This window comes from Streptomyces sp. NPDC058157, from assembly GCF_042884105.1.
Lineage (GTDB): Bacteria > Actinomycetota > Actinomycetes > Streptomycetales > Streptomycetaceae > Streptomyces.
In genome coordinates, this window is sequence record NZ_JBHVUQ010000074.1 from 20909 (window position 1) to 34894 (window position 13986).

The 13986-nt window shown below is 74.4% G+C and carries 2 protein-coding genes; both read left to right on the forward strand.

Annotated elements, in window-relative coordinates:
• Positions 1-42: 42 nt before the first annotated feature.
• Complete coding sequence (locus ACFVXK_RS19875) at positions 43-6624, forward strand: SDR family NAD(P)-dependent oxidoreductase (protein ID WP_389613401.1); 6582 nt, start codon at positions 43-45, stop codon at positions 6622-6624.
• Positions 6625-6745: 121 nt separating this feature from the next.
• On the forward strand, positions 6746-13986 hold a 7241-nt coding region (locus ACFVXK_RS19880; protein WP_389613403.1), incomplete at its 3' end, for an SDR family NAD(P)-dependent oxidoreductase.

The following is a 13986-nucleotide window of genomic DNA, read 5'->3' on the forward strand; positions in this document are numbered from 1 at the left end:
CCGGCGTCCACGCCGCCCGAACAGCCACCCGGAGGACCTCCCATGGCGAATGAAGACAAGCTCGCCGACTACCTGAAGCGGGTCACCGTCGACCTGCGCCACACCCGCCGCCGCCTGCACGACCTGGAGGCCCGGCAGCACGAGCCGCTGGCCATCGTCGGCATGAGCTGCCGCTACCCGGGCGGCGTGCGGTCCCCCGAGGACCTGTGGACCCTCGTCAGCGAAGCCGTCGACGCCACCTCCGGGTTCCCCACCGAACGCGGGTGGCCCCTCGACGACCTCTTCGACCCGGACCCGGACCGCCAGGGCCACAGCTACGTGCGCCGGGGCGGCTTCCTCCACGACGCGGCCGGCTTCGACGCCGACTTCTTCGGGATCAACCGCCGCGAGGCCCTCGCGATGGACCCGCAGCAGCGGCTGCTGCTGGAGACCTCCTGGGAGGCGTTCGAACGGGCCGGCATCGACCCGGCGTCGCTGCGCGGCAGCCGCACCGGCGTGTACGTGGGCACCAACGGGCAGGACTACGCGGCCCTCCTCGCCGACCCGCCGGAGGGCACCGAAGGCTACCGGGGCATCGGCAGCACCGGCAGCGTCATGTCCGGCCGCCTCTCCTACACCCTGGGCCTCGAAGGCCCCGCGGTGACCGTCGACACGGCCTGCTCCTCGTCGCTGGTCGCCCTCCACCTCGCCGCCCGGGCGCTGCGCGGCGGGGAGTGCACCCTCGCCCTCGTCGGCGGCGTCTGCGTCATGTCCACCCCGCGCCGCTACGTCGAGTTCTCCCGGCAGCGCGGTCTGGCCGCCGACGGCCGCTCCAAGGCGTTCTCCGCCGACGCCGACGGCATGGGCATGTCCGAAGGGGTGGGCCTGCTGGTCCTGGAACGCCTGTCGGACGCCGAGGCCAACGGGCACCACGTCCTCGCGGTGGTCCGCGGGTCCGCGGTCAACCAGGACGGCGCCTCCAACGGGCTGACCGCCCCCAACGGGCCCGCCCAGCAGCGCGTCATCCGCGCCGCCCTGGACGACGCGGGCCTGTCCCCGCAACAGGTCGACGTGGTCGAGGCCCACGGCACCGGCACCGCGCTCGGTGACCCCATCGAGGCGGACGCCCTGCTCGCCGCCTACGGCCAGGGCCGCCCTGCCGACCGGCCCCTCTACCTCGGCTCGGTGAAGTCGAACATCGGCCACACCCAGTCCGCCGCCGGCGTGGCGAGCGTCATCAAGATGGTCGGGGCGATGCGGCACGGCGTCCTGCCCAAGACCCTCCACGTCGACGAGCCGACCCCGCACGTCGACTGGAGCGCGGGCGCCGTCGAGCTGCTCGGCGACGCCCGGGACTGGCCCGACACCGGACGCCCCCGCCGCGCGGGGGTGTCCTCGTTCGGGGTGAGCGGCACCAACGCGCACGTGGTGCTGGAGCAGGCCCCCGAGGCGGCTGCCGGGGCGGAGGCCGCCGAGACCGGGCCGGCCGGGGAACACAGGACGCCCGGTGCCGTTCCGTGGGTGTTCTCGGCCCGTTCCGAGGCCGCGGTACGGGACCAGGCCGAGCGCCTCGGCGCGTACCTCGCCGGCCTCCCGGACGCGGAGCCCGTCGACGTCGGCCTGTCGCTGGCGACGACGCGCGCGGTCATGGAGCACCGGGCCGTCGTCCTCGGCCCGGTCTTCACGGACTCCCTGACCGCCCTGGCCGAGGGCCGGGACGTGCCGGGGGTGGTCCGAGGCCGGGCGACGGCCTCGGACACCGGCCCGGTGTTCGTCTTCCCGGGGCAGGGTTCGCAGTGGGTCGGCATGGCCGTCGGGCTGCTGGACTCCTCGCCGGTGTTCGCGGCGCGGATCGCGGAGTGCGAGGCCGCCCTGGCGCCTCATGTCGGCTGGTCGCTGACCGAGGTCCTGCGCTCGGACGACGCCCTCGAGGGTGTGGACGTGGTCCAGCCGGTGCTGTTCGCGGTGATGGTGGCGCTGGCCGAGGTCTGGAAGTCCTACGGGGTCGAGCCGTCGGCGGTGATCGGCCACTCGCAGGGCGAGATCGCCGCCGCGTGCGTCGCGGGGGCGCTGTCCCTGGAGGACGCCGCCAAGGTCGTCGCGCTGCGCAGCCAGGCGATCGACGCCATCGCCGGTCTCGGCGGCATGGTCTCCGTGAGCCTCTCGGCGGCCGACGCCGGGGCGCGGATCGCCGCTTCCTTCGAGGGCCGCCTCGCCGTCGCCGCCGTCAACGGGCCGGTCTCCACGGTGGTCTCCGGCGACGCGGACGCCTGCGCCGAACTGGTCACCGTCCTCGAAGCCGAGGGGATCCGGGCCCGCCGGGTCGCGGTGGAGTACGCCTCGCACTGCGCCCACGTGGAGAAGCTCGAAGCCGAACTGGCCGACCTGCTGACCGGCCTGAACCCCCGGCAGGCGTCGATCCCCATGTACTCGACCCTCACCGGCGAGCTGCTGGACGGGACCGAGCTGGACGGCGGCTACTGGTACCGGAACCTGCGCAACACCGTCCTCTTCGAGCAGGCCGTCGCGTCCGCGGTCGCCGACGGGCACCGGCTGTTCGTCGAGTCGAGCCCGCACCCCGTCCTCGCCGTCGGCCTCGCCGAGATGGACGTGGCGGCGGTCGGCAGCCTGCGCCGGGACGAAGGCGGACTGCCCCGCCTGCTGACCTCCCTCGCGGAAGCCTGGGTGAACGGCGCCGACGTCGACTGGGCGAAGGCCTTCGAGGACACCGGTGCCCGCCGCGTCGCCCTCCCCACGTACCCCTTCCAGCACCAGCGGTTCTGGCCCGACGCCGCCGTCCGCACCGTCGGCGACCTGTCCGCCGCGGGCCTCAGCGCGTCCGCGCACCCCATGCTCGGAGCCGTCGTGACCCGGGCCGGCGGGGACGACGTGCTGTTCACCGGCCGGGTCGCCCGGGACACCCACCCCTGGCTCGCCGACCACGCCGTGGCCGGCACCGCGCTGCTCCCCGGCACCGCGTACGTCGAACTCGCCCTGCACGCCGCCCACCAGGTCGGCTGCGGGCACGTCGAGGAACTCACCCTCGAAGCGCCGATGCTCCTGCCCGAGGACACGGGCCTGCGGCTCCAGGTCACCGTCGCCGCCCCCGACACCACGGGCCGGCGCACCCTGGAGCTGTACTCGCGGCCCGACGGCGAAGACGCCGACGGCCCGGCCGACTGGACCCGCCACGCCAGCGGCGTACTCGCCCCCGAGGCCCCCGAGGCCCCCGGGACCGCCGACGGTTCCGCCGCGCCCGGCGCGGACCTGGCCGCCTGGCCGCCCGCCGCCGCCGAACCCGTCGACGTCTCCGGCATCTACGACACCTTCACCGCCCTCGGCTACGACTACGGCCCGGCCTTCCAGGGCCTGCGCCGCGCCTGGCGGCTCGGCGACGAGGTCTACGCCGAGGTCGCGCTGCCCGACGCGGAGGCCGCCGGCGCCGCCGCGTTCGGCGTCCACCCCGCCCTCCTCGACGCGGCGCTCCAGGCCCGCCGGGTCGCCCTCGGCGACGGCCCGGACGCGCCCGGGGTCCGGCTGCCGTTCGCCCTCCACGACGTCGCCCTGTACGCGGTGGGGGCGGCCGCGCTGCGCGTCCGGATCACGCCCGCCGGACCCGACTCCGTCTCCCTGCTCGTCGCGGACGTCACCGGCGCACCCGTCGCCTCCGTCGGCACGTTCGTCTCCCGCCCGGTTCCCGCCGGGGAGCTGAACGCCGTCCGCCGCACCCGCGCCGCCGACGTCCACGTCCTCGCCTGGCCCGAGCTCGCCGTCGAACCGGCCGCCGCCGGTCCCCGCCCGGCCCTCGTCGTGCTCGGCGGGACCGGCACGACCGGGGCCGCCACCGGCGCCGACACCCACCCGGACCTCGACGCGCTGCACGCCGCCGTCAAGGACGGCCGCCCGGTCCCCGACCTGGTACTCGCCGACCACACCGGCGACACCCCCACCGCCACCCCCGGCAGCGTGCGCGCCACCCTTCGGGACGCCCTGGCGACCGTCCAGCAGTGGCTCGGCGAGGAACGGTTCGACGACGCCCGGCTGGTGTTCGTCACCCGCGGCGCCGTCGCCGCCGGCGACCACGAGGACGTCACGGACCCCACCCGCGCCGCCCTCTGGGGCATGATCCGCTCCGCCCAGTCCGAGGCACCCGGCCGCATCGTCCTCCTCGACCACGACGGCACACCGGAGTCCGAGCACGCCCTCGTCGACGCCCTGCTGACCGGCGAACCCCAGCTCGCGCTGCGCCGCGGCACGGCCCACAAGCCGGCCCTCGCGCCCGTCGACCCGGCTGCCGCCCTGGCCGTGCCCGCCGGCACCGCCGCCTGGCGCCTCGACACCGTGAAGGAAGGCACCCTCGACGACCTGCAGCTGCTGCCCTGCCCCGCCGCCGAGGCCCCCCTCGCACCCCACGAGGTGCGCATCGCGGTCCGCGCCGCCGGACTCAACTTCCGCGACGTCCTCATCGCCCTCGGCATGTACCCCGACGAGGCGCTCATGGGCACCGAAGGCGCCGGCGTCGTCGTCGAGACCGGCAGCGCCGTCACCGACCTGGCCCCCGGCGACCGCGTCACCGGCCTGCTCACCGGCGCCGTCGGACCCCTGGCCGTCACCGACCGCCGGCGCGTCGCGCCCGTCCCCGACGGATGGAGCTTCGCCCAGGCCGCCGCCGTCCCCGTCGTCTTCCTCACCGCCTACCACGCCCTCGTCGACGTCGCCCGCCTCCAGCCGGGCGAGTCCGTCCTCGTGCACGCCGCCGCCGGCGGCGTCGGCATGGCCGCCACCCAGCTCGCCCACCACCTCGGGGCGACCGTCCACGGCACCGCGTCCCCGGCCAAGTGGGACACCCTCCGCGCCCTGGGCCTGCCCGACGAGCGGATCGCCTCCTCCCGCACCGCCGACTTCGAGCAGCGGTTCGCCACCGGCGACCGCCCGGGCGTCGACGTCGTCCTCAACTCGCTGGCCGGAGAGCTCACCGACGCCTCCTTGCGGCTGCTGCGCCCCGGCGGACGCTTCGTGGAGATCGGCAAGACCGACCTGCGCGACCCCGGACGCCTCGCCGCCGACCACCCCCACCTCACCTACCACCCCCTCGACCTCGGCGACGTCGCCCCGGACCGCATCCAGCGGATGCTGACCGAGATCCTCGACCTGTTCGCCCGCGGCCACCTCACCCACCTGCCGCTGCGCGCCTGGGACGTACGCCAGGCCCGCGAGGCCTTCCGGCACGTCGCCCAGGCCAAGCACGTCGGCAAGAACGTCTTCACCGTGCCCGCGGCCCCCGACCCCGACGGCACCGTCCTGATCACCGGCGGCACCGGCACCCTCGCCCGCCACCTCGCCCGCCACCTGGTCACCGAGCACGGCGTACGGCACCTGCTGCTCGCCGGGCGGCGCGGCCCACAGGCACCCGACGCCGCCGAGACCGTCGCCGAACTGACCGCGCTGGGCGCCGAGGTCACCGTCGCCGCCTGCGACGTCGCCGACCGCGACGCGCTCGCCGCCCTCCTCGGCTCCGTACCCGCCGCACACCCCCTGACCGGCGTCGTGCACACCGCGGGCGTCCTCGACGACGGCACCGTGACCGCACTGACGGACCGGCAGGTCGACGACGTCCTGCGGCCCAAGGCCGACGCGGCGATCCACCTGCACGAACTGACCGCGGACCTCGACCTGTCGATGTTCGTCCTGTTCTCCTCGGTCTCCGGCACCTTCGGCGGCCTCGCCCAGGCCAACTACGCCGCCGCCAACGCCTTCCTCGATGCCCTCGCCCGGCACCGGGCCGCCCGCGGCCTGCCCGCGCTCTCCCTGGCCTGGGGCCTGTGGGCGCAGGCCAGCGGCCTCACCGGCCACCTCGGCGCCGCCGACGCCCAGCGCATGGCCCGCCGCGGCCTCGCGCCCTTCGCCACCGAGCAGGGCCTGGCCGCCTTCGACGCCGCCGCCGCCACCGGACGTGCGGCCCTCGTACCGGCCAGGATCGACACCTCCGCCCTGCGCGCCGACGACCCGGCCCTGCCCGCCGTCCTGCGCGAACTCGCCCGCGCCAAGGGCCCCGCGGGCCGCCTGCGCAACGCCGCACAGACCGCGGCGGTGCCCGCCGACACCGCCGCCGGCCTGCGGGAACGCCTGGCCGGCCTGACCGGGCCGGAACGCGCACGCCTGCTGGGAACCCTCGTCTGCGGACAGGCCGCCGTCGTCCTCGGCCACAGCGACCCGGCCGCCATCGAACCCACACGAGGATTCCTCGACCTGGGATTCGATTCACTGACCGCTGTGGAATTCCGCAACCGCCTCAACGCAGCCACCGGACTGCGCCTCTCCGCCACCCTCGTCTTCGACCACCCCACCCCCGCCCACCTCGCCGGCCACCTGGAGGAACGGCTGGCACCGGAGGGGACGGGCACACCGGAGGGGACCGCGGCGGTCGAGGCCGAGCTGGAACGGCTCGAAGCGATGCTGCTGCTCCCGCTCGACGCGGAGGACGAGGCGTCCCACAGGATCACCGCGCGCCTGGAGACCCTGCTCTTCAAATGGCGTGACAAGCACGGCGCCGGGACGGCCACGTCCCTCGTCGAGGACGCGATCGAAACCGCCAGCGACGACGAGATCTTCGACCTGATCGACGAAGAGCTCGGCCTGTCCTGACGGGACCGCGCCGCACCGGACGCACACACGCCCCCGGGAGCCCGCCGCCACGCGCGCGGTCCCGGGGGCGGCTCCCGTCGACCGCCGCGACGGGCTCGACGAAGCGATGGGTTGGATGAAGATGGACAACGAAGCGAAACTCCGCGACTACCTCAAGCGCGTCACCACCGACCTGCGGCGCACCCGCCAGCGGCTGCGCGACATCGAGGACGCCGAGCGGGAACCCATTGCCATCGTCGGCATGAGCTGCCGCTTTCCCGGCGGCGTACGCACCCCCGAGGACCTGTGGGAGCTCCTCGACGCCGGCACCGACGCCATCGCGCCCTTCCCCGACGACCGCGGCTGGGACCTGGCGGAGCTCTACGACCCCGAACAGACCCGCAGCGGCACCAGCTACGCGCGCGAGGGCGGCTTCGTCGACGGCATAGCCGACTTCGACCCGGAGTTCTTCGGGATCTCGCCGCGCGAGGCCCTCGCCATGGACCCCCAGCAGCGGTTGCTGCTGGAAACCTCCTGGGAGGTCTTCGAACGCGCCGGGATCGACGTGTCCGACCTGCGCGGCACCCGCACCGGCGTCTTCATCGGCGCGGGCGCCGAGAACTACGACAGCCGGCTGCGCAACGCCGGCGGCGGCATCGAGGGCCACGTCCTCACGGGCAACGCCGCCAGCCTGATCTCCGGCCGGGTCTCCTACACGCTCGGCCTAGTCGGCCCGGCCGTCACCGTCGGAACGGCCTGCTCCTCTTCCCTCGTCGCCCTGCACCTCGCCGTCCAGGCCATCCGGCAGGGCGACTGCTCGCTGGCCGTAGCCGGCGGTGTGACCGTCATGTCGACCCCCCGCCTGTTCACCGAGTTCAGCCGCCAGCAGGGCCTCGCCCGCGACGGCCGCTGCAAGGCCTTCTCCGCCGACGCCGACGGCGCCGGCTTCTCCGACGGAGTCGGCCTCGTGCTCGTCGAACGGCTCTCCGACGCCCGCCGGCTCGGCCACCCCGTCCTCGCGGTGGTCCGCGGCTCCGCCGTCAACCAGGACGGTGCCAGCAGCGGTCTGACCGCCCCCAACGGGCCGTCCCAGCAGAGCGTCATCCGCCAGGCCCTCGACAACGCCAGGCTCGTACCCGCCGACGTCGACGCCGTCGAAGCCCACGGCACCGGTACGAAACTGGGCGACCCGATCGAGGCACAGGCCCTCCTCGCCACGTACGGCCAGGGCCGCGGGGACGGACAACCGCTCTACCTGGGCTCCCTGAAGTCGAACATCGGACACACCCAGTGCGCGGCGGGCGTCGCCGGCGTCATCAAGATGGTCGAGGCCATGCGACACGGGTCGCTGCCCCGCACCCTGCACGCCGACGCGCCGTCCCCCCACGTCGACTGGTCGGCGGGGGCGGTCGAACTGCTGACGCAGGCACGGGACTGGCCCGAGACCGGGCATCCGCGGCGGGCCGGCGTCTCGTCGTTCGGCATCAGTGGCACCAACGCCCACGTGGTACTCGAACAGGCCCCGGAGCCGGAGCCGGCCGCCGAGCCTGCTGCCGAGCCGGTGGTGGCGGCTCCTGTGGTTCTGCCGGTGGTGCCGTGGGTGGTGTCGGGTCGTTCGGTGGAGGCGTTGGGTGCGCAGGCGGGTCGGCTGGTGCCGCTCGTTGGTGTGGATCCGGTGGATGTCGGTTTTTCGCTGGTGGCGACGCGTTCGGTGTTCGAGCAGCGTGCGGTGGTGTGGGGTGGTGATCGTGGTGCGGCGCTTGAGGCTTTGTCGCGGGGTGGTTCGGCGGCGGGTGTGGTGCGTGGTGCGGTGGTCCCGGGTCTGACGGGTTTCCTGTTCACGGGGCAGGGTGCGCAGCGGGCGGGGATGGGGCGTGAGCTGTATGCGGCGTTCCCGGTGTTCGCGCAGGCGCTGGATGCGGTGTGTGCGGAGATCGACCCCGAGCTGGGGCGGTCGCTGCGGGAGGTGATGTTCGCGGAGGATTCCGCCGAGCTGGACCGGACGGAGTACACGCAGCCCGCGCTGTTTGCGATCGAGGTCGCGCTGTTCCGGCTGGTGGAGAGCTGGGGCATGCGCCCCGACTACCTCCTCGGCCACTCGATTGGTGAGATCGCCGCCGCGCATGTGGCCGGGGTGTTCTCGCTGGCTGATGCGGCCAGGCTGGTGGTGGCGCGTGGTCGTCTGATGCAGGCGCTGCCGGAGGGCGGCGCCATGGTGTCGGTGCGTGCGGCTGAGGCGGAGGTGGCCGAGCTGGTCGCCTCGTACGAGGACGTCAGCATCGCCGCCGTCAACGGGCCCTCTTCCGTGGTTGTTTCCGGTGCGGCCGAGTCCGTGGCCTCCATCGCGGGCGTGCTGGCCGAGCGCGGGGTGAAGACCAAGCAGCTGACCGTCAGCCATGCGTTCCACTCGCCGTTGATGGACCCGATGCTGGACGAGTTCCGTACCGTCTTGGAGTCGGTCGCCTTCGCCGCCCCGTCTCTCCCAGTGGTCTCGAACCTCACGGGCGCCGTGGCTTCCGCGGGAGAGCTCTGCTCGCCGGAGTACTGGGTGCGCCACGTTCGCGAGGCCGTGCGCTTCGCCAACGGTCTGGTGGCCCTGCGGGGCGAGGGCGTGACCCGGTTCGTGGAACTCGGCCCGGACGGCGTGCTCTCCGCGATGGCTGCCGAGTGCGTGGAGGACGGCGTCTTCGTGCCGGTGCTGCGCAAGGGCCGGGACGAGGCCGAGGCGGCCGTCACGGGCGTGGCCCAGGCTTACGCGTACGGGGTGCCGGTGGACTGGGCCGCGTACTTCGCCGGGACCGGCGCGCGCCGGGTGGACCTGCCGACGTACGCCTTCCAGTACCAGCGCTACTGGCCCAAGCACGTGCCGGAGGCCGCCGCGGACGCGGGCGGTCTCGGACTCGACGCGGCGGACCACCCGCTGGTCGGCGCCGCCGTGACCCTCGCCAACGCCGACGACACCGTCCTCACGAGCCGGCTGTCCCTGCACACGCACCCGTGGCTCGCCCAGCACCGGGTGCTCGGATCTGCGGTCCTTCCGGGGACGGCGTTCGTGGAGCTGGCGGTGCGGGCCGGTGACCAGGTGGGTTGTGGTCGGCTGGTGGAGTTGACGATCGAGGCGCCGTTGGTGCTGCCGGAGTCCGGTGGCGTCCAGGTGCAAGTCGTGGTCGGTGCCGCGGACGAGGCCGGTCTGCGGTCGGTGGACTTCTTCTCCCGTCCTGATGCGGGGGAGCACGACGGCTCGTGGACGCGGCACGCCTCGGGAGCGGTCGCCGCCGAGGCCGACGGCGACGGGCCGGTGTTCGCGCCGACTTCGTGGCCGCCCGCGGACGCCGTTCCCGTCGACGTCGAACCCTTCTACGAGGAGTCCGGTGTCGTCGAGCACGGCCCGGCCTTCCAGGGCCTGCGGGCCGCGTGGCGCTCCGGGGACGAGGTCTTCGCCGAGGTCGCCCTGCCCGAGGACGCGGCCGAGGAGGCGGGCCGCTTCGGCCTGCACCCGGCGCTCCTCGACGCCGCGCTGCACGCGCTGCGCTTCGGCGGCCTGCGCGAAGGCTCGGTCCGGGGCCACCTGCCGTTCGCCTGGTCGGGCGTGTCCCTGCACGCCGCGGGCGCCTCGCAGCTGCGCGTACGCCTCAGCCCGGCCGGGCAGGCCGCGGTGAAGGTGGAGGTGGCCGACGCCACCGGTGCCCCGGTGCTGTCGGTGGACTCGCTCGCGCTGCGCCCGGTCGACGGCCGGATGGCCGCGCCCGGCGGTGCGGACTCCCTGTACCGGTTGCTGTGGTCGGCGCTGGACGTGCCCGCCGCCGAGGGGGCAAGTGACGCCCTCGTCGTGGATCTGACCTCCTCGGACGAGGAGGCCGATGTTCCGGGTGCGGCCCACGGGTTGGCGTCACGGGCCCTGGAGCTGGTGCAGGGGTGGACGGACATGGACCGGGCCCTGGTGCTGGTGACGCGAGGTGCCGTGGCCGCCGGTGAGGCGGAGGTCGCCGATGTGGCGGCGTCTGTTGTGTGGGGTTTGGTGCGTTCCGCTCAGTCGGAGGGTGTGGGCCGGTTCGTGCTCGTCGATGTGGACGAGCGTGATGCGTTGACGTCGGAGCTGGTGGCTTCGGTGGTGGCTTCGGGTGAGCCGCAGGTGGCCGTCCGGGGTGGCGGGGTGTTCGTGCCTCGTTTGGTGCGGGCGGAGCAGAGTGTTCAGCCTGCCGGTGGTTTCGGTGCGGGTCCGGTGTTGGTGACTGGTGGTACGGGGGGTCTGGGCGCGGTTGTGGCCCGGCACCTGGTGACCGGTCACGGGGTGCGGGACCTCGTGCTGGTGAGCCGGCGTGGTCTTGATGCTCCGGGTGCCGGGGAGCTGCGTGGTGAGCTGGAGGAGCTGGGTGCGTCGTCCGTGACGGTTGCCGCGTGTGACGTCTCCGACCGGGAGGCCCTGGCCTCCCTGCTGGCCGCCCATCCGGTCAAGGCCGTCGTGCACGCCGCCGGTGTGGTCGAGGACGGGACCATTTCCTCCCTGACCCCCGAGCGGCTGGCGAAGGTCCTGCGGGCCAAGGTCGACGCGGCCTGGCACCTCCACGACCTGACCGACGGCCTGGACGCGTTCGTGCTGTTCTCGTCCGCGGCCGGCGTGCTCGGCAGCGCGGGCCAGGGCAACTACGCGGCGGCCAACGCGTTCCTGGACGCCCTCGCCGCCCACCGCCACGGCCTCGGCCTGCCCGCCACCTCCCTCGCCTGGGGCCTGTGGGAGGAGACCGCCGGCATGGGCGCCGCGCTCGGCAGCGCCGAGGTGGACCGCATCCACCGCGCCGGCATCCTGCCGCTGGCGGTGGGGGAGGGGCTGCGGCTCCTCGACACCGGCGTGGGCAGCGGAGAACCGGCTCTCGTCCCGATGCGCCTCGACCGCGCGGCCCTGCGCGGCCGCGCCGACCGCGGCACCCTGCCGGTGGTCCTCGAACGCCTCGCGGCCACGGCCGGGCCCCGCTCCCGCCGGGCGCGCTCCCGAGCCGCCGAAGCCGGGCTCGCCCAGACCCTCGGCGGGCTCGCCTCCCCGGAGCGGCTGCGCGTCGTCCTCGACCTCGTACGATCCGCCGCGGCGGGCGTCCTCGGGCACGCTCCCGAGAAGATGTCCGGCGGACGGGCCTTCAGCGAACTGGGATTCGACTCCCTGACGGCGATCGATCTGCGCAACCGGCTGGGCGCGGCCACCGGGCTGCGGCTGCCGGCCACCCTGGTCTTCGACTACCCCACCCCGCAGGCGCTCGCCGACTTCATCTGCGCCGAACTCGTCGACGAAGACACCGACCCGGTCACGGCCGCCGCCGTGCGTACGCCGTCCGCGGACGACGAACCGATCGCGATCGTCGGCATGGGCTGCCGCTACCCGGGAGACGTCCGCTCCCCCGAGGACCTGTGGAGCATGCTCCTCGCCGGGGACGACGGGATCTCGTCCTTCCCCCAGGACCGCGGCTGGAAGCTCGACGGGCTGTTCGACTCCGACCCCGACCGGCGGGGCACCTCCTACGTCCAGGAGGGCGGCTTCCTCCACGAAGCGGGCCTGTTCGACGCCGGATTCTTCGGGATCTCGCCCCGTGAGGCCCTCGCCATGGACCCGCAGCAGCGGCTGCTGCTGGAAACCTCGTGGGAGGCCGTGCAGCGCGCCGGCATCGACCCGGCCTCACTGCGCGGCAGCGCCACCGGTGTCTTCGCCGGCCTGATGTACCACGACTACGCGGGCCGCCTCCAGAGCGTCCCCGACGGCGTCGAGGGCTACTTGGGCACGGGCAACTCGGGCAGTGTGCTGTCCGGCCGAGTCTCGTACGCCCTGGGCCTGGAGGGCCCGGCGGTGACCGTGGACACGGCCTGCTCCTCGTCCCTGGTCGCCCTGCACTGGGCGGCGCAGGCGCTGCGGAGCGGCGAGTGCACGATGGCCCTCGCGGGCGGCGTCACCGTCATGGGGTCCCCCGCCACGTTCGTGGAGTTCAGCAAGCAGCGCGGCCTCGCCGCCGACGGCCGCTGCAAGTCCTTCGCCGCGGCCGCGGACGGTACCGGCTGGTCCGAGGGCGTCGGCGTCCTCGTCCTGGAGCGCCTGTCGGACGCCCGCCGCAACGGCCACCAGGTCCTGGCGGTCGTCCGCGGCTCGGCCGTCAACCAGGACGGTGCCTCCAACGGGCTGACCGCCCCGAACGGCCCGTCCCAGCAGCGCGTGATCCGCGCCGCCCTCGCCAACGCCGGCCTGTCGGCGGCCGAGGTGGATGCGGTGGAGGCGCACGGCACCGGTACGACGCTGGGCGACCCGATCGAGGCGCAGGCGCTGCTGGCCACGTACGGGCAGGAACGTTCCGGCGGCGATCCGCTGTGGCTCGGCTCCCTCAAGTCCAACCTCGGCCACACGCAGGCGGCCGCCGGTGTCGGCGGAGTCATCAAGATGGTCCAGGCGATGCGCCACGGCGTCCTGCCCCGGACCCTGCACGTCGACGAGCCCTCCCCGCAGATCGACTGGGAAGCCGGCGCCGTGGAACTGCTGACCGAGCAGCGGGACTGGCTCCGGACCGACCGTCCGCGCCGGGCCGGCGTCTCCTCGTTCGGCATCAGCGGCACCAACGCCCACGTCATCCTCGAAGAAGCCGGCGCGGAGCAGGGGCCGGGGCAGCAAGAGGAGCCCCGGCAGGCCGCGGAAACCGTACGGATCCCCCGCATCCCGCTGGCCCTGTCCGGTAAGACGGCGGCGGCCCTGCCGCTCCAGGCGGACGCCCTCCTCGCACACATGGACGCCCGCCCGGACGCCGACCTGCTCGACCTCGCCCGCTCCACCGCCGTTATCGGCTCCTCGCTGGAGCACCGGGCGGTGGTGCTCGCCGCCGACCGCGCCGACGCCCTTGCCGCCCTGCGCGCGCTCGCACAGGGCGAGGCCGCGGACCGGACGCTCGTCGGCCGCGCCGACATGGGCTCCGTGGCCTTCCTGTTCACGGGGCAGGGTGCGCAGCGGGCGGGGATGGGGCGTGAGCTGTATGCGGCGTTCCCGCTGTTCGCGGCGGCGCTGGATGCGGTGTGTGCGGAGGTCGACCCGGTGTTGGGGCGGTCGCTGCGTGAGGTGATGTTCGCGGACGAGTCCGCTGAGCTGGATCGTACGGAGTTCACGCAGCCGGCGTTGTTCGCGATCGAGGTCGCGCTGTTCCGGTTGGTGGAGGGCTGGGGCCTGCGCCCGGACTACCTCCTGGGTCATTCGATCGGTGAGATTGCCGCCGCTCATGTGGCGGGTGTGTTCTCGCTGGCTGATGCGGCCAGGCTGGTGGTGGCGCGTGGTCGCCTGATGCAGGCGCTGCCGGAGGGCGGCGCGATGGTGTCGGTGCGGGCCTCGGAGGCGGAGGTGGCCGAGTTGGTCGCCTCGTACGA

Bases quoted from the DNA above. Each gene is read 5' to 3' on its own strand.
- ACFVXK_RS19875 (WP_389613401.1), top strand. From the start codon at position 43: ATGGCGAATGAAGACAAGCTCGCCGACTACCTGAAGCGGGTCACCGTC.